Below are 16009 nucleotides of genomic sequence, written 5' to 3' on the forward strand. Positions count from 1 at the left end.
TAAATTTCCGGCACAACTATTTCTGCGCCGCAACCGTCGTTTGGGGCGAACCTGCCTTGAAAGCGCCCCCACGATGTTCCATATGAACGGTCGAGACTGCTTGCGAATCAAGCCGTCGTTGCGAGCTGCGTGTTCTTAAGCCCCTACGGGCCTCTGGCTTGCCCCATATCTCCCAAGCCCATCCGACACCCCAAACACGCAGGTGTCTTCTCGACACCCTATGCGCGCGCCGCGCCGAATGCGCCGGGCGCCCGCCTTTGACATGGAAAGAACCCCTCTTTTGACTTCGTTTCAGGATTTCGGCCTCGCCGAACCCATCGCACGCGCTCTTCGTGAAGAGAACTACGTCACCCCCACCCCGATCCAGGCTCAGACCGTCCCGCTGGCGCTGACCGGCCGCGACGTCGTCGGCATTGCCCAGACCGGCACCGGCAAGACCGCGTCTTTCGCGCTGCCGATCCTGCATCGCCTGCTCGAGAACCGCATCAAGCCGCAGCCCAAGACCGCCCGCGTCCTGGTGCTGTCGCCCACCCGCGAGCTGTCCGGCCAGATCCTCGACAGCTTCAATGCCTATGGCCGCCACATCCGCCTGTCCTCAACACTCGCCATCGGCGGCGTGCCGATGGGCCGCCAGGTCCGCTCGCTGATGCAGGGCGTCGAGGTTCTGGTCGCCACTCCCGGCCGTCTGCTCGATCTTGTCCAGAGCAACGGGCTGAAGCTTTCAAGCGTCGAATTCCTCGTGCTTGACGAGGCCGACCGCATGCTCGACATGGGCTTCATCAACGACATCCGCAAAATCGTTGCCAAGCTGCCGATCAAGCGGCAGACGCTGTTCTTCTCGGCCACCATGCCGAAGGACATCGCCGAGCTCGCCGACGCCATGCTGCGTGATCCCGCCCGCGTCGCGGTGACCCCGGTCTCCTCGACCGCCGAACGGATCAACCAGCGCATCCTCCAGGTCGACTTCTCGGCCAAGCCGGCCTTCCTCGCCAAGCTGCTGAAGGAAGAACCGGTCAACCGGGCGCTGGTCTTCACCCGCACCAAGCACGGCGCCGACAAGGTCGTAAAGACACTGGAGAAGGCGGGCATCCCCGCCAGCGCCATTCATGGGAACAAGTCACAGAACCATCGCGAACGAACGCTGGGCCAGTTCCGGTCGGGCGAGATCCGTACCCTGGTCGCCACCGACATCGCTGCCCGCGGCATCGACGTCGACGGCATCACCCACGTCATCAATTTCGATCTGCCCAACGTGCCTGAGACTTACGTCCACCGCATCGGCCGCACCGCGCGCGCCGGCGCCGACGGCACCGCGATCTCGCTGGTTGCCGGCGGTGACGAGCTCGGCTATCTCCGCGACATCGAGCGCCTGATCCGCGTGGCGTTGCCGCGCGAGGACCACCGCACCGACGCCGGTCGCCGGGATGCCGGTCCTCCCCCGCCGCAGCAACGACAAGGTCGGCCAGGCCGTCCGGGCCAGCGTCCGCAAGGCGCACGGCACGGGCAGGGTGACGGGCGGCGTTCCGACGAGAGGCATGCCGACGGGCGCCACCACAGCGCCGGCAAGCAGGGGGACGGACGCCCCGGCGAGGGACGGCATATTGACGGGCGGCCCGGCACTGGCCCGAAAGCTTCGAAGGCATCTCGTCGCCGCCGTTCCGGTGCTAAGATGCATTCGTCGCTAACCGACCGTCCGGAACAGCGTTCCGCGCATAGCGCCGGGACGCCTGATGGGATACAAGGCGTTGCCTTTTTGCGCCGCGAGAGTCGGCCGAACGGTCAACCGAATCGCAAACCCTTTTCGCACTAGCCGTCCACGACCTGGAGAAATTCATGGCTAAGGAAGAGCTGATCCAGTTCGAAGGACTGGTCACCGAAATCCTCCCCGACGCACGCTACCGCGTGCAGCTCGACGCCGGACACGAGATCGTTGCTTACACCGCCGGCAAGATGAAGAAGAACCGGATCAAGACGCTCGCGGGCGACCGCGTGACGGTGGAGATGTCACCGTATGACCTCGAGAAGGGCCGGCTGATTTTCCGCCACAAGGACGAACGTCCGAGCACGGGAGGCGGACCGCCTCGTCCCGGCCAGCGCGGCGGCCAGTTCCGCCGCCGTTAGTCCTTCGGGCGCGTCAGCGCGGAAGTAAAATTCTGGTCTGTATGCTGATCCGCCGCGCACCTCGCGGCGGATCAAAAAATCGTGCGCTCCGGATTGTTTTGAAGCCCTAATTCCGATAAACTGAATTAATCGATTTTCGGCCGGACGACATTCGCATCCACCGGTACAGCCGGTTCAGACACGCTGACGACCCTTCCAAAAATTCGATCTAACCTGCCTGCGCGAGCGGGCTCTTACATGGTGCTATCTAGAAGGGACTACCCCAGTGAGCATGGGAACCGTGAAGTGGTTTAACGCGACCAAGGGTTATGGCTTCATTCAGCCCGATGACGGTGGCAAGGACGTGTTCGTTCACATCAGCGCCGTCGAGCGCGCCGGCCTCGGCTCGCTGCACGAAGGCCAGAAGGTCTCCTACGAGATCGTGGCCGACCGCCGCTCCGGAAAGTCGGCAGCGGACAACCTCCGCGCCGCAGGCTGAGCCCGCCGGGCCCATAGTCCGGATATTGCCCCGGACCGGCTCAGGCGAGCCAAGGAATCGAAAAGGCCGTGCGCAACGCACGGCCTTATTCATGTCGGAAGGAGGCGCTGCGGTCAGTAGGCCGTGCAGGCCGTAGCCGGGCTGTAATAGACGCAGGTGGACTGGCGCGGGCGGGTATAGGCGACATCGCTCAGCGTGACCGCGTTCTTGAGCACGTAGCCGATCGTCGGCGTGTAGGTGTAGCTGACCTCACTGAAGATCAGGTAGGTGCCGCCGACCGCAAGCGTCGTGGGAATCGTGACCAGGGACTTCTCCGTGCGCGGCACGGATCCCTTGCTCCACTGCACATGCGCCTGCAGGGTCGATGGGTCGACATAGAGTTCGCTGATCGTCGCCGACACCGTCGTGGTGGGATACGGCGTCATGACGCCGGTCGAGGCCGCGAAGAAATTGGTCATGTCGGTATCGCCGACCGAAATCGATTGCGAGGTGAGGTCGGACAGCGTCCGCGCCATCAGCGTCACCTTGCGATCGATCGCCACCGCCGACGAGAACTCGACTGTGCCGAAGAACATCACCAGCATCAGCGGCACGATCACCGCGAATTCGGTCGCCGCGAGCGCCCTGCTGTCCGCGACGAACTCGCCCACGGCGCAATGGGCCACCCACCAGATTCTCGACATCGTCTGCATCGTTCCGTCCAGATCCATTGGTCCTAGTAAGGCTCGTTCTTGAACGCGGCCGTGGCAACCAGCAGCCGCTTGCTGCCGGCAAGATTGGAGGTGTTGTAGCCGAACCCGGTGACGAACAGCGGCCACTGATAGAACACCCGCACCACCACGATGTCGCCCGCACCGCCCGGGCTGTAGCTCGTGTTCGTGTCGAAATTTCCGCTGCCGTCGATATGGGTCGGCAGCGTCACCGCGGCGAAGGACGAGAAGCTGGTGACTTCGACATAGAGCTTGTTGCAATCGAACAGCGCCGGAATCTGGCTACAGACATAGGATTTGAACGTTGCTTGCGTGCAGGGCTTGCTCACGCCGGAGACGGCGCAGGCCGTCACTGAGCCGGATTGTGCCTGCCCGGTCAGAACCACGCGCGCGGAATTCTGGGTGATGGTCTCGAGCACCTGGCCCGCGAAGAACATCAGCGCCGTCTCGATAATGGCGAACAGCAACGCGAAGAACACCGGAGCGACCAGCGCAAACTCGACGACCGCGGAGCCGCGGCGGTTGCCGCGAAACCGGCGCAGCGCGGCGAGCGGCGTGAACCTCGTAGGCGCAGGCGATGGCATCGCGTCAAATTCCCCGGCAACGGCAATCATCTGCCCGCTTCAATAGCGAAAACTGATTGTTTAAGTGTTTCAGGCGATCCGCTCCGGTCAGACCGCCTCGTTAAGCATGCGTTAACCACGAACGCCCAAGCACAGGGGAGGCAGGAAGGCCACGCGGAAACAAGGCGCGCGGAGAGAAGAGCTCCTCGTGAGAGGCGCCAGCGCCCGGGCCGGTGAGGCGATCCTGCCCGAGCAACTTCGCCGGTTCTGCTAGTTGGTCTTGGCGCCGGCTCCGGCCGTGCCGCTGGCATTGCCGCTCAGTGTGCCCGCCTGGTTCATCGTGTTGTTGAAGTAGGCATCGCTGTCGCCGAGCGTGACGCGGCGCTGGCAAAGCGGCAGGCAGCTATAGGACTCGCGCTCGATCCCGCGATAGACGGTGACGAGCCGATCGCTCGGACCTTCGACCTGGATCTGGCGGTCGACCAGAATCTCGCCGCCCCGGTCGAGCGCGATAAAATTGGTGGCACCATAACCTTTCCCGGTCACGACGATCATGCCGCCAGGCTGGAGCGTGACGTCCGCGATCAGGGGATTGCCGACCACGATGGTCGCGACCTTGCCGGGGAGCCGTACCAGCTTGGCCTGGTCGACATTGACGGCGATGGTATCGGCGGTGGGCTCGGCAAGGCCGGCACCAGGCGACGCCAGCACCGCGGCCGCAACCAGAAGGCAGACGCGCGCCTGACGGCGCAGCAACTCTTTACGCATACTCTTACCCCCGGGACGTCACAAACCGGCAGAAACGATCAAACAGCGGAGCCGGTGCCCGACCCGGCTAACCTGCGCTTAATTCGTGAACGTTCCGCAAACTCGCCGACTATTGTTTGAAGGGAGCTTCCGAATCGTCGGCGCCGCGCTAACGGCGGAACGGATAGGCGAGTTGCCCGCCGATTTCCTTCGGCATGGTCGCTTCGTCCTTGCCATAATCCTGCGGCAGCCTGCCCTCCGGCATCCGGAAGGTGCCGAACAGCACGTCCCAGATCGGGAACGTCCCGGCAAAGTTGGTATCGCCGCCCTCTTCGAGCGAGGTGTGGTGCCAGCGGTGGAATACCGGCGTCGCCAGCACATATCTGAACGGTCCGAAGGTCCAGTTCAAATTGGCGTGCACGAAGGCCGAATGAAAGGTGGTGAACGGACCGACCCAGATCATGACGTTCGGGGAGATACCGGCCATCAGCAGCACGACGTCGACGCTGATCGTCCCGAGCATGAGGTTGACGGGATGGAAGCGCGCCGCGGAAATCCAGCCGATCTCCTCCGACGAATGATGAATCGCGTGGTACTTCCAGAAGCCACCGTCGTGGAAAAGCCGGTGCAGCCAGTACAGCATGAAATCGGACAGCACCAGGAACAGCACGGCCTGTAGCCACAGCGGCAGCTGTGACAGCGGGCCATGGCCGTTGTCGTAGAAAGCGATGAGGTCGTCGGCATCGTGGATGCTGAAGACCACGCCGGCGCCCACGATCAGCAGTCCGATCCGCATGGTGCGGGCGAACACCGGTACGAAGAACCAGTAGCAGATGTCGGTGAGGATCTCCCGCTTGCGCCACCACGGCGCGCCGGGATTGCAGGCCCAGAAATGCTCGAGCACGGTGAAGATTGCCGCGAGCACCAGGGTGACGGGGACCATCTTCTGGATCGTCTCGCCGAGCATCAGGGCGACTTGCATGGGCAGGCTCGACATCGTCGCCTCACTTCCGAATTGCTGGTCCCGCCTAGGCCTACTCCGCTAGATTTAAAGGAGGGTGAAGCCGGCGGTGCATGCGCTGCATTCGGAACAGACCGAATTCAACTGCCTTATTAAGACGAAATTCACTCTGGCCAAAAGCACCGCGCCACAAGCGGGTTTGCTCGAATGAATTAACGCTACCGAAAGAGCTCGACTCTCATGTTCGTCGCGTCAAAGACAGCGCCGAACGAGGCGATCCCATCCAGACGGAGTTTTGTTCATGAAGAACCTGATTGCGCGTTTCGCGAAGGACGAATCCGGTGCCACCGCCATCGAATATGGTCTGATCGCCGCCGGCATCGCGCTGGCCATCATCACCGTCGTCAACAATCTCGGCAGCACGTTGAACAGCAAGTTCGGCTCGATCAGCACGTCGCTGAAGTAAGCGGCTTGACGAGCGACCGCAAAAGCCCCGGACCTCCGGGGCCTTTGTTTTTCTGAAGACGGCGAGTTCCAGTGGCGTTGCGCGAGTACAGAACCGATGCCGCCGTCGCGGCGAACGAGGCGGTGTCGCAGACCAGCTCGCCGGCCTATTGGGTCTGCCTTGCGCTGCTGCTGGCGACGCTCGTCCTCGCCGTGCGCATCGCCAGCCTCTGGTGAGCACGCTTGCGGCGGTGCCACCCCCGCCGCCCGGCTGCCGTTGTCGGTTTGTTTAGCACTGCCGGCTAGCATCCGCGCCGCCAGCTTCGGCGACACAACCAGGCCTCAAGACGCAGCCCATGATCCTCGACCTTGCGCGCCTTCTGCTCTTCCCGGCCCTCATGGCGTTCGCCGCCGCGAGCGATCTCTTCACGATGACGATCTCGAACCGCGTCTCGCTGGCATTGGTCGCAGGCTTCTTCGCCCTCGCCCTCGCCGGTGGCATGGCGCCTTACGAGGTGCTGAGCCATCTCGGTGCCGGCGCACTTCTCCTGGTCGTGGCCTTCACCTGCTTTGCGATGGGCTGGGTCGGCGGCGGCGATGCCAAGGTCGCGGCCTCAGTCGCACTCTGGTTCGGCTTTGCACATCTGATCAACTTCCTACTCTACGCTTCGCTGTTCGGTGGCGCGCTGACGCTGCTCCTGCTCCAGTTCCGGCAATGGCCGCTGCCCTACGGACTGGCGGGCCAAGCCTGGCTCGCACGGCTGCACGCCAAGGAGAGCGGCATTCCCTACGGAATCGCGCTCGCACTGAGCGCGCTGATGGTCTACCCAGAGACCGAATGGGTGAAGGCGATCGACCTCGCTCACCTCGCACTGCGCTGAACGCACCGGGTAAACCGGGCGTTGAGGCGATTTAGATACGCCTCATTAACCATGCTTTGACGAATAGCTGGTCAACTGCCGATTACGGCGGCGGCAGCGTCGCGGCGTTTTTGTTGGAAAGTGAAGCGTATGAATAGGGCACGCATTGTCGTCCTGACGGTCGCTATCGGGGCCGGCGGCGTCGCCGCGTACCTGGCGAGCGGCACGGACAATTCTGCGCCGCCTCCGGCTCCGGTCGCGCAGCTTCCGACCGTCGACGTTCTGGTGGCCAAGAACGATATCGGTCTCGGCCAGACCGTGAAGCCGGACGACGTGCAATGGCAGACTTGGCCGGCCGCGACCGCCAGCGCCACCTTCATCCGCCGCAACGAGCGTCCCGAGGGCGCGACCCAGGTGACCGGCTCGATCGCGCGCGCTCCCTTCATCCAGGGTGAGCCGATCCGCGACCAGAAGCTGGTCAAGGCCGAGGGCTCCGGCTTCATGGCGGCAATCCTGCCTTCCGGCATGCGGGCGATCTCGACCGAGATCTCGCCGGAGACCGGCGCAGGCGGCTTCATCCTGCCCAACGACCGCGTCGATGTGATCCTCACGCGCCGCCTCAAGAACCCGGACCAGAGCAGCGGCGCCCCGGACATCGTCACCTCCGAAATCATCCTCGCCAACATCCGCGTCCTGGCCATCGACCAAGCGCCGAAGGAGAAGGACGGCCAGAACACGGTGGTCGGCAAAACCGTGACCTTGGAGCTCAATGCGGCGCAGACCCAGGCGCTTTCGTCGGCCCGCCAGGCCGGAACGCTGTCGCTGGCGTTGCGCAGCATAGCCGACGTCAAGCTCAGCGAGATCACGCTCGACGAATCCGCGCAGAAGCGCGACGGCGTTTCGATCATTCGCTACGGCATTCCAAGTCAGACGGCGAAAGCACGATGAAGACAGTCGATATGAAATGCAGGGCAAATCTGGCGACGATGCGAACCTCACTGGTTCGCGCCCTGTCGTTTTCGGCCGTCCTCGCGCTGACGCTGAACCCGGCCCTTAGCCCGGTGGTCGCCGCCGACTACCGCGCCGTGGTGCCGGTCGCGGCCGACGGCCAGATGAACGCGCGTTTCCTCTCGCTCGGCATCGGCAAATCTGTCGTGGTCGATCTGCCGCGGGACATCAAGGATGTGCTGGTCGCAGACCCCAAGATCGCCAATGCGGTGGTCCGCTCGGCGCAGCGGGCCTACATCATCGGCGCCTCGGTCGGCCAGACCAATATCGTGTTCTTTGATTCCGCCGGCCAGCAGATTGCGGCCTATGACATCGCGGTCAAGCGCGACCTCAACGGCGCGCGGGCCGCACTGAAACAGATCCTGCCCAACTCCGACATCCAGATCGACGGCCTCGGCGACGGCATCGTCCTGACCGGCACGGCTGCGAACCCGCTCGAAGCGCAGCAGGCCAATGATCTCGCCGCGCGCCTCGCCGGCGGCGCCGACAAGGTGGTGAACTCGATCGTGGTCCGCGGCCGCGATCAGGTCATGCTGAAGGTGACGGTGGCTGAAGTTCAGCGCAACATTGTTAAGCAGCTCGGCATCGACCTCTCCGCGAACCTGAACTACGGCACCTCCGTGGTGAGCTTCTCCAATTCCAACCCGTTCACGGCCCTTGGCCACAATCTCGTGGACGGTAACAACCTGACTACGAAATTCGGCGCGACGCCGTCCGTGCAGGCCACCCTGCGCGCGATGGAGACCGCGGGCGTGATCCGTACGCTGGCCGAGCCGAATCTGACCGCGATCTCCGGCGAGTCGGCGACCTTCATTGCCGGCGGTGAATTCCCCGTGCCGGCAGGCTATGCGTGCGATCCGACCACGCATGTCTGTACCACCCAGATCAGCTTCAAGAAGTTCGGCATCTCGCTCAACTTCACTCCGGTGGTCCTGAGCGAGGGCAAGATCAGCCTGCGCGTGATGACCGAAGTCTCGGAACTGTCGAACGAGAATGCGATCACGCTGTCCCAGGCGGTGACCTCGACGTCGGTGAACTCGCTGACGGTGCCCTCGATTAGGACCCGTCGCGCCGAGACTTCGCTGGAAATTCCCTCGGGCGGCGCGATGGCGATGGCCGGCCTGATCCAGCAGCAGACCAAGCAGGCGGTCAGCGGACTGCCGGGGCTGATGCAGCTCCCGATCCTCGGCACGCTGTTCCGCAGCCGCGACTTCGTCAACAACGCGACCGAACTGGTCGTGATCGTGACGCCTTATGTCGTTCGCGCGGTTGCGCAAAAGGATCTGTCGCGGCCGGATGACGGCTTTGCCGCGCCTTCCGATCCGCAGGCCGAGCTGATCGGCAACATCAACCGCATCTACGGCGTGCCCGGACGGACCGAACCGGCCAGAAATTACCGCGGCACCTACGGCTTCATCACCGACTGAGGCGGAACGGGGACTTCACGATGATCATAAGACCACCCCAGCTTCGCAAACGCGCCATCCGCCTCGGTGGCGCGCTCGTCGGCATGGCGCTCGCCCTCGGCGGCTGCCAGCACGACGAAGCGGTCACCGCCTCCATTCCCGACGATTACAAGCAGCGCCATCCGATCGCGATCGAAGAGCAGAACCGCTCGATCGTCGTCTTCGTCGGCCACGCCCGCGGCGGCTTGACCGCCGCCCAGCGCGCCGACGTGATGGGCGTCGCCTCGGCCTGGCTGCACGAGGGCACCGGCGCGATCCGGATCGACGTGCCATCCGGCACGCCCAACGCACGTCCGGTCGCGGACACCATGCGTGAGATCCAGGCGATACTGGCGGCGGCCGGCGTTCCGCCGCGCGGCGTCAACGTTCGCCCTTATCAGCCGGACGACAAGCGCTTCCTGCCGCCGATCCGGCTCACTTACTCCAAGATCGCCGCGGTCGCGGGTCCCTGCGGCCTGTGGCCGGAGGACATCGGCCCCTCGATGAAGAATAAGAGCTGGTTCGAGAACAAGGACTATTACAATTACGGCTGCGCCTATCAGCGCAACCTCGCTGCGATGGTCAGCAATCCGTCGGACCTCGAGCAGCCGAGGGCCGAAACGCCGTCCTACATGGCGCGTCGCACCACGCTCCTCGAGAAATATCGCAAAGGAACGCCGACGGCGGTCTCCTATCCTGAAGCCGACAAGGCCAAACTCAGCGACACCGGCAAATGATCAGCTACGCTCGCCAGCCTCAAGAAGAGCAGCCGGAGGCCCCACCCCCGCCGCTTGATGAGCATATTGCGCCCTCGCCGCGTGTCTCGGTCCAGGCCTTCTGCGAGACCGTAGAGACCGCTGCCGCGGTGCAGTCGGCCGGCGAGGATCGCCGTCTCGGCAAAGCCCATCTGAAGATCCAGATGGGCGGCATGGCGGCGGCGATCGAAGCCTATCGCTCCGCCCCGACACCAAACGTGATCGTGCTCGAAAGCGACGGCCGCAACGATCTCCTGGGCGGGCTCGACCAGCTTGCCACCGTCTGCGACGCCGGCACCCGCGTGGTCGTGATCGGCCGCATCAATGACGTCATGCTCTACCGCGAGCTGGTGCGCCGCGGTGTCAGCGACTACGTGCTCGCGCCGGTCTCCGCGATCGACGTGGTGCGCTCGATCTGCAACCTGTTCTCGGCGCCCGAAGCCAAGGCGGTCGGCCGCATCATCGCCGTCGTCGGCGCCAAGGGCGGCGTCGGCGCTTCCACCATTTCCCACAACGTTGCCTGGGCGATCGCGCGCGATCTCGCGATGGATGCGGTGGTCGCCGATCTCGACCTCGCCTTCGGCACGGCCGGGCTGGACTACAACCAGGACCCGCCACAGGGCATCGCCGACGCCGTGTTCTCACCCGATCGCGTCGATACGGCCTTCATCGACCGCCTGCTGTCGAAATGCACCGACCATCTCAGCCTGCTGGCGGCGCCCGCGACGCTCGACCGCGTCTATGACTTCGGCTCGGACGCTTTCGATGCCGTATTCGACACGCTGCGCTCCACCATGCCCTGCATCGTGCTCGACGTGCCGCACCAATGGTCGGGCTGGACCAAGCGCGCCTTGATCGGAGCGGACGATATCCTGATCGTGGCCGCGCCGGATCTGGCCAATTTGCGCAACACGAAGAACCTGTTCGACCTTTTGAAGGCCTCGCGCCCCAACGACCGGCCGCCGCTCTACTGCCTGAACCAGGTCGGTGTTCCGAAACGTCCCGAAATCGCCGCCACGGAATTCGCCAAAGCGATCGAGAGCCAGCCGGTCGCCTCGATTCCGTTCGAGCCGCAGATCTTCGGCTCGGCGGCCAATAACGGGCAGATGATTGCGGAGATCTCGGCCAATCACAAGTCGATCGAGATGTTCCTTCAGATCGCCCAGCGCCTGACCGGCCGGAGCGAGACCAAGAAACAAAAGTCGTCCTTGTTTTCACCCCTGATTGAGAAGTTGCGGGGAAAATAGCCGCCGCATGGAGTTGTTAAGTGTTCGGTAAGCGTAGCGGAACAGACACCGACCTTCGGGCTCCCAAGCCCGGCGCCGTGTTGCCCGAGCCTTCCCAGGCTCCGGCGGCGACGGTGTCGCGCGGCCCGCTCCCGCCGGCCGTCGCCTCGCCGCCGCTTGCCCCTGCCAAGGCCCCGCCGCCTCCCGCCATGGAGAGCCGGCGGTCGGACAATTATTACGAGGTCAAGGCCACCATCTTCGGCGCGCTGATCGAGGCCATCGACCTCGCCCAGCTCGCCAAGCTCGATTCCGAGTCCGCCCGCGAGGAAATCCGCGACATCGTCAACGAGATCATCGCGATCAAGAACATCGTGATGTCGATCGCCGAGCAGGAGGAACTGCTCGACGATATCTGCAACGACGTGCTCGGCTATGGCCCCCTCGAGCCCCTGCTCGCGCGCGACGACATCGCCGACATCATGGTGAACGGCGCCGGCACCGTCTTCATCGAAGTCGGCGGCAAGATCCAGCGCACCGGAATCCGGTTTCGCGACAACCAGCAGCTCCTCAATATCTGTCAGCGCATCGTCAGCCAGGTCGGCCGGCGCGTCGACGAATCCTCACCGATCTGCGACGCGCGCCTCGCCGACGGCTCCCGCGTCAACGCTATCGTGCCGCCGCTCGCGATCGACGGCCCCGCCCTCACCATCCGCAAATTCAAGAAGGACAAGCTGACGCTCGATCAGCTCGTCAAGTTCGGCGCGATTTCGCCGGAAGGCGCAGAGATCCTCCAGATCATCGGACGGGTCCGCTGCAACGTGCTGATCTCCGGCGGTACCGGCTCGGGCAAGACGACGCTGCTCAATTGCCTGACCAACTACATCGAGCACGACGAGCGGGTCATCACCTGCGAGGACGCGGCCGAGCTCCAGCTCCAGCAACCTCATGTGGTCCGGCTCGAAACCCGCCCACCCAACATCGAAGGCGAAGGCCAGGTCACCATGCGCGAGCTGGTGCGCAACTGCCTCCGTATGCGCCCCGAACGCATCATCGTCGGCGAAGTCCGCGGCCCCGAGGCGTTCGACCTGCTTCAGGCCATGAACACCGGCCATGACGGCTCGATGGGAACGCTGCACGCCAACAATCCGCGCGAAGCGCTGTCGCGCTGCGAATCCATGATTACTATGGGCGGCTTCTCTCTGCCCTCGCGCACCATCCGCGAGATGATCTGCGCATCCATCGATGTCATCGTTCAGGCCGCACGCCTGCGCGACGGCTCGCGGCGGATCACCCACATCACCGAAGTGATGGGCATGGAAGGTGACACCATCATCACCCAGGATATCTTCCTCTACGACCTGATCGGCGAAGACTCCAACGGCAAGATCATCGGCCGGCACCGCTCGACCGGCATCGGCCGCCCGAAATTCTGGGAACGCGCCCGCTATTACGGCGAAGAGAAGCGCCTTGCCGCCGCGCTCGACGCCGCGGAAGTGGCGCCGACAACGTGAGCAGGTCAGCGTCATGAACATGCAGGTCCTCGCGCTCGCGTTTCTCGCCACGGCCGCCGTCGGAGGCATCGCCTGGGTCTTCCTCTATCCACTCCTGTCAGGGGAGCGGAAAGCCGAAAACCGCCGCGCGGCTATCGCGCGCGCCGACGCGCCCGCGGCCAAGCAGACCGACAAGAGCCAACGATCGCGCCGTGAGCAGGTCGAGACTTCGCTCAAGGATCTCGAGGCGCGGCGCCAGCAGGAGAAGAGGATTCCGCTCAGTGTCCGCCTCTCGCAAGCAGGGCTCGACTGGACGGCGCAGAAATTCTGGGTCGTGTCCGCCGTTGTGGCGGGCGTGCTGTTCGCGGCCGCTCTGTTCGTCGGGGGCGGCCTGCTCGGTGCCGCCGGCCTGGCTTTTGCTGGCGGCTTCGGCCTGCCGCGCTGGGCACTGGGTTTCCTCAAGAAGCGCCGCGAGTCCAAGTTCCTGGCGGCGCTGCCTGATGCGGTCGACGTGATCGTGCGTGGCATCAAGGCGGGTCTGCCGCTGTTCGAATCGATCAAGGTCGTCGCTGCCGATGCACCGGAGCCGCTGCGCACCGAGTTCCTCCAGATCATCGAGACGCAGGCGATCGGCATGCCGCTCGGTGAGGCCTGCTTGCGTCTCTATGAGCGCATGCCGCTCCCAGAGGCGAACTTCTTCGGCATCGTGATCTCGATCCAGCAGAAATCGGGCGGCAACCTCTCCGAAGCGCTCGGCAACCTCTCCAAGGTGCTGCGCGACCGCAAGAAGATGAAGGAAAAGATTCAGGCGATGTCGATGGAGGCCAAGGCCTCGGCAGGCATCATCGGCTCGCTGCCGCCGATCGTGATGTTCCTGGTCTATCTCACGACGCCGCACTACATCTCGCTGCTTTGGACCCACCCGACCGGCCAGCTGATGCTGGTCGGCTGCGTCGTCTGGATGTCGATCGGCATCATGGTGATGAAGAAGATGATCAACTTCGATTTCTGACGGTGCCGTATGGTCGAGTTTCTCGTTTCGAAGCTACATGACGTCCGCTTCATGACCATGCTGCTGGCGGCCATTGCCGCCAGCGCCACCGTCTATACGCTGGTGATGCCGCTGTTTGCCGGCGAGGGACTCTCCAAGCGCATGAAGGCGGTGGCGAGCGAGCGTGAGCGCCTCCGGCAGCGCGAGCGCGAGCGCCTCAACAAGAACGAGAAGGTCTCGCTGCGCCAGTCGCCGAAGCAGCTCGTCTCCAAGGTGGTCGAGGACTTCAACCTCACCAAATGGCTGGCGCAGGAGGCCGCCCGCGACAAGCTCATCATGGCGGGCTACCGCGGCCAGGCGCCCTACATCACCTTCCTGTTTGCCCGCATGGTCGCTCCGATCGCGCTCTTCATCGGTACCGCCATCTACGTCTTCTTGATCGCGCATTTGGAGCAGGCGCTGCCGGTCAAGATCGGCATCTGCGTCGGCGCGGCCTATCTCGGCCTCCAGGCGCCGATGCTGTTCCTCAAGAACGCGATCTCCAAACGCCAGCTCTCGATCAAGCGCGCCTTTCCGGACGCGCTCGACCTGCTGCTGATCTGCATCGAATCCGGCATGTCGGTCGAAATGGCGTTCCGCAAGGTCGCCACCGAGATCGTCGGCCAATCGATCGCGCTGTCGGAGGAGTTCGCGCTGACCACGGCCGAGCTGTCCTACTTGCAGGACCGGAAGATGGCCTATGAGAACCTGGCGCGGCGCACCGGGCTCGAAGGCGTCAAGTCGGTCTGTCTGGCGCTTCAGCAGGCAGAGCGCTACGGTACGCCGCTCGGGCATTCCCTGCGTGTCATGGCGCAGGAAAACCGCGACATGCGCATGAATGAGGCCGAGAAGAAGGCCGCTGCGCTACCGCCGAAATTGACGGTGCCGATGATCCTGTTCTTTCTTCCGGTCCTGTTCGTCGTCATTCTCGGACCGACCGGCATCAAGATCACCGAGCTGCACTGACGCGAGAGGCCCTGCGCGCGGTCCAAGATCAGGCCGATCAATCGGGCTGGCCGAGCGAGGCGACCGGCGTCCGCTTCGGTGCCCCGCGCGGAGCGTCGTTGCGGTTCAGCATCTCTTTGAGATAGGCGACATTGGCCGCGGCTTGGTCCGGCGGCAGGTCCGCCTTCACGATGGTCTCGGCTTCGGCGAAGCGCCCTTGCAGGCCGACGACCAGACCGAGATTCTGCCGCACCCGGGCGCTCGCGCGCGGCGAAGCGTAAGCTTGTCGCAGCGCCTCTTCGGCCTTCGGCAGGTTCCTCGTCAACATGTAGGACAGGCCGAGATTGGAGAGGACGCCGGGATCACCTGGTGCGATCTTCAGGGCGCTCGCATAATAGGAGCGCGCCTCGTCGTGCCGGCCCATCTGATCGAGCGCAGTACCTTGCACCGAGAGCAGGCGCCAGTCCGGATTGTCGGGCGAATGCGCCTTCGACAGCACGTCGAAGGCCTGCTGGAAATTGCCGTTGTCGGCGAGCGCGCGGCCGTACTGGGCGAGCAGCGCCTTGTTGCCGGGATTGGCGATGGTCGCCTGCTCGAGCACGGCGGCGGCCTGGGCGCGCTGGCCATTGGCGCGCAAGGCCTGGCCATAGGCGAGCGCGGCGTCAGCATCCTTGGGATTGGCCCGATAGCGCTCGCCATAGACTTCGGCAGCGCGCGCGGGATCGGCCGGAGCGGCTTCCGCCCGCGGCCCGACCGAGCCGGTGATCTCGGAGAGCTTCGACATGCCCGTGCAGCCGCCGAGGCCCATGGCCAACGCCGCGGCCAGCGAGGTGGACGCAAGAAGCCGGGCAAGACTGAATCGTTGACGCATGACGCTTTGAATCTCGAGCCGATTGATCGAGCCGAACGCGCCAGCAATAGACTGTTAACCCTAACGGCCAGTTAACACCGACGAGTGGGAGATACGAGAGCTTCCCGACGGCGGTTGCGCCCCGCCGGTCAATATTCGATGGCAAGTCGCTTGCGGATTTCATCGACGCGCTTGTCCAGCGCATCGAACCGCGCATGGACCGAGCGGTCGTGCAGATAGAAGACGTAGCCGCCGGCAAGGAACGCGAAGATCCAGTGATGATGCTCGACATAGCCGAAAATCGCCTCGACGGCCTGGCCGATGAATGTGACTGCGCTCCACACAATTTCCATTGCATCCTCCCGGCAGGCGTCGT

19 protein-coding genes are annotated in these 16009 nt (G+C 64.2%); 13 read left to right on the forward strand and 6 right to left on the reverse strand.

The features are described 5' to 3' along the window. Positions 1-238 precede the first annotated feature (238 nt). The 3 genes from IVA98_RS34390 (at position 239) to IVA98_RS34400 (ending at position 2599) form a co-directional block, all read left to right on the forward strand. Positions 239-1810, forward strand: coding sequence for a DEAD/DEAH box helicase (locus IVA98_RS34390; protein WP_247304826.1), 1572 nt, complete (start codon positions 239-241; stop codon positions 1808-1810). A 23-nt stretch (positions 1811-1833) separates the two neighbouring features. Continuing rightward, positions 1834-2121, forward strand: a complete 288-nt coding sequence (gene infA / locus IVA98_RS34395) for a translation initiation factor IF-1 (protein WP_247304828.1) — start codon at positions 1834-1836, stop codon at positions 2119-2121. Between the two features lie 265 nt (positions 2122-2386). Beyond that, positions 2387-2599, forward strand: a complete 213-nt coding sequence (locus IVA98_RS34400) for a cold-shock protein (protein WP_247277830.1) — start codon at positions 2387-2389, stop codon at positions 2597-2599. A 113-nt stretch (positions 2600-2712) separates the two neighbouring features. Here IVA98_RS34400 and IVA98_RS34405 read toward each other — a convergent pair whose 3' ends face one another. The 4 genes from IVA98_RS34405 to IVA98_RS34420 all read right to left on the reverse strand — a co-directional run bounded on the left by IVA98_RS34405 (position 2713) and on the right by IVA98_RS34420 (position 5616). Beyond that, the gene (locus IVA98_RS34405) at positions 2713-3282 is read right to left on the reverse strand and encodes a TadE/TadG family type IV pilus assembly protein (protein WP_247304830.1); all 570 of its coding nucleotides are present in this window, start codon (positions 3280-3282) and stop codon (positions 2713-2715) included. 32 nt (positions 3283-3314) lie between these two features. Further along, complete coding sequence (locus IVA98_RS34410; protein ID WP_247304833.1) at positions 3315-3893, reverse strand: TadE/TadG family type IV pilus assembly protein; 579 nt, start codon at positions 3891-3893, stop codon at positions 3315-3317. Positions 3894-4142: 249 nt separating this feature from the next. Next, positions 4143-4640, reverse strand: coding sequence for a pilus assembly protein N-terminal domain-containing protein (locus IVA98_RS34415; protein WP_247304836.1), 498 nt, complete (start codon positions 4638-4640; stop codon positions 4143-4145). A gap of 148 nt (positions 4641-4788) precedes the next feature. Next, the gene (locus IVA98_RS34420; RefSeq protein WP_247304839.1) at positions 4789-5616 is read right to left on the reverse strand and encodes a sterol desaturase family protein; all 828 of its coding nucleotides are present in this window, start codon (positions 5614-5616) and stop codon (positions 4789-4791) included. A gap of 265 nt (positions 5617-5881) precedes the next feature. Here IVA98_RS34420 and IVA98_RS34425 point away from each other — a divergent pair, with 265 nt between their 5' ends. The 10 genes from IVA98_RS34425 to IVA98_RS34470 all read left to right on the forward strand — a co-directional run bounded on the left by IVA98_RS34425 (position 5882) and on the right by IVA98_RS34470 (position 14804). Continuing rightward, the gene (locus IVA98_RS34425; RefSeq protein WP_247304840.1) at positions 5882-6046 is read left to right on the forward strand and encodes a Flp family type IVb pilin; all 165 of its coding nucleotides are present in this window, start codon (positions 5882-5884) and stop codon (positions 6044-6046) included. A 77-nt stretch (positions 6047-6123) separates the two neighbouring features. Beyond that, on the forward strand, positions 6124-6261 hold the full coding sequence (locus IVA98_RS34430) for a hypothetical protein (protein ID WP_247277941.1): 138 nt from the start codon (positions 6124-6126) through the stop codon (positions 6259-6261). Between the two features lie 119 nt (positions 6262-6380). After that, a complete protein-coding gene (locus tag IVA98_RS34435; protein WP_247304842.1) occupies positions 6381-6905 on the forward strand; it encodes an A24 family peptidase in 525 nt (174 codons plus the stop codon). A gap of 129 nt (positions 6906-7034) precedes the next feature. Next, positions 7035-7832, forward strand: coding sequence for a Flp pilus assembly protein CpaB (cpaB, locus tag IVA98_RS34440; RefSeq protein ID WP_247304844.1), 798 nt, complete (start codon positions 7035-7037; stop codon positions 7830-7832). 11 nt (positions 7833-7843) lie between these two features. Then, positions 7844-9319, forward strand: coding sequence for a type II and III secretion system protein family protein (locus IVA98_RS34445; RefSeq protein WP_247304923.1), 1476 nt, complete (start codon positions 7844-7846; stop codon positions 9317-9319). 20 nt (positions 9320-9339) lie between these two features. Beyond that, entirely contained in the window at positions 9340-10074 is a 735-nt protein-coding gene (locus IVA98_RS34450) for a CpaD family pilus assembly protein (protein ID WP_247304846.1), read from the forward strand. Next, positions 10071-11339 (forward strand): CpaE/TadZ family protein, encoded by a 1269-nt coding sequence (locus IVA98_RS34455; protein WP_247304848.1) that lies wholly within the window; start codon positions 10071-10073, stop codon positions 11337-11339. Before IVA98_RS34450 ends, IVA98_RS34455 begins: the two co-directional genes overlap by 4 nt. Before the next feature lie 20 nt (positions 11340-11359). Continuing rightward, entirely contained in the window at positions 11360-12829 is a 1470-nt protein-coding gene (locus IVA98_RS34460) for a TadA family conjugal transfer-associated ATPase (RefSeq protein ID WP_247356660.1), read from the forward strand. Positions 12830-12842: 13 nt separating this feature from the next. Beyond that, a complete protein-coding gene (locus tag IVA98_RS34465) occupies positions 12843-13820 on the forward strand; it encodes a type II secretion system F family protein (RefSeq protein ID WP_247356662.1) in 978 nt (325 codons plus the stop codon). A 9-nt stretch (positions 13821-13829) separates the two neighbouring features. Further along, a complete protein-coding gene (locus IVA98_RS34470; RefSeq protein ID WP_247277841.1) occupies positions 13830-14804 on the forward strand; it encodes a type II secretion system F family protein in 975 nt (324 codons plus the stop codon). A 37-nt stretch (positions 14805-14841) separates the two neighbouring features. Here IVA98_RS34470 and IVA98_RS34475 read toward each other — a convergent pair whose 3' ends face one another. Together IVA98_RS34475 and IVA98_RS37400 are read right to left on the reverse strand one after the other, a co-directional pair. Next, positions 14842-15654, reverse strand: a complete 813-nt coding sequence (locus tag IVA98_RS34475) for a tetratricopeptide repeat protein (RefSeq protein ID WP_247304854.1) — start codon at positions 15652-15654, stop codon at positions 14842-14844. Positions 15655-15782: 128 nt separating this feature from the next. Further along, positions 15783-15986 (reverse strand): hypothetical protein, encoded by a 204-nt coding sequence (locus IVA98_RS37400; RefSeq protein ID WP_346657762.1) that lies wholly within the window; start codon positions 15984-15986, stop codon positions 15783-15785. Positions 15987-16009 lie beyond the last annotated feature (23 nt).

This window comes from Bradyrhizobium sp. 160 (assembly GCF_023073735.1).
Classification (GTDB): domain Bacteria; phylum Pseudomonadota; class Alphaproteobacteria; order Rhizobiales; family Xanthobacteraceae; genus Bradyrhizobium.

Bases quoted from the DNA above. Each gene is read 5' to 3' on its own strand.
- IVA98_RS34390 (WP_247304826.1), top strand. From the start codon at position 239: ATGCGCCGGGCGCCCGCCTTTGACATGGAAAGAACCCCTCTTTTGACT.
- infA (WP_247304828.1), top strand. From the start codon at position 1,834: ATGGCTAAGGAAGAGCTGATCCAGTTCGAAGGACTGGTCACCGAAATC.
- IVA98_RS34405 (WP_247304830.1), bottom strand. From the start codon at position 3,282: ATGTCGAGAATCTGGTGGGTGGCCCATTGCGCCGTGGGCGAGTTCGTC.
- IVA98_RS34410 (WP_247304833.1), bottom strand. From the start codon at position 3,893: ATGCCATCGCCTGCGCCTACGAGGTTCACGCCGCTCGCCGCGCTGCGC.
- IVA98_RS34415 (WP_247304836.1), bottom strand. From the start codon at position 4,640: ATGCGTAAAGAGTTGCTGCGCCGTCAGGCGCGCGTCTGCCTTCTGGTT.
- IVA98_RS34420 (WP_247304839.1), bottom strand. From the start codon at position 5,616: ATGTCGAGCCTGCCCATGCAAGTCGCCCTGATGCTCGGCGAGACGATC.
- IVA98_RS34425 (WP_247304840.1), top strand. From the start codon at position 5,882: ATGAAGAACCTGATTGCGCGTTTCGCGAAGGACGAATCCGGTGCCACC.
- IVA98_RS34435 (WP_247304842.1), top strand. From the start codon at position 6,381: ATGATCCTCGACCTTGCGCGCCTTCTGCTCTTCCCGGCCCTCATGGCG.
- cpaB (WP_247304844.1), top strand. From the start codon at position 7,035: ATGAATAGGGCACGCATTGTCGTCCTGACGGTCGCTATCGGGGCCGGC.
- IVA98_RS34445 (WP_247304923.1), top strand. From the start codon at position 7,844: ATGAAATGCAGGGCAAATCTGGCGACGATGCGAACCTCACTGGTTCGC.
- IVA98_RS34450 (WP_247304846.1), top strand. From the start codon at position 9,340: ATGATCATAAGACCACCCCAGCTTCGCAAACGCGCCATCCGCCTCGGT.
- IVA98_RS34455 (WP_247304848.1), top strand. From the start codon at position 10,071: ATGATCAGCTACGCTCGCCAGCCTCAAGAAGAGCAGCCGGAGGCCCCA.
- IVA98_RS34465 (WP_247356662.1), top strand. From the start codon at position 12,843: ATGAACATGCAGGTCCTCGCGCTCGCGTTTCTCGCCACGGCCGCCGTC.
- IVA98_RS34470 (WP_247277841.1), top strand. From the start codon at position 13,830: ATGGTCGAGTTTCTCGTTTCGAAGCTACATGACGTCCGCTTCATGACC.
- IVA98_RS34475 (WP_247304854.1), bottom strand. From the start codon at position 15,654: ATGCGTCAACGATTCAGTCTTGCCCGGCTTCTTGCGTCCACCTCGCTG.
- IVA98_RS37400 (WP_346657762.1), bottom strand. From the start codon at position 15,986: ATGGAAATTGTGTGGAGCGCAGTCACATTCATCGGCCAGGCCGTCGAG.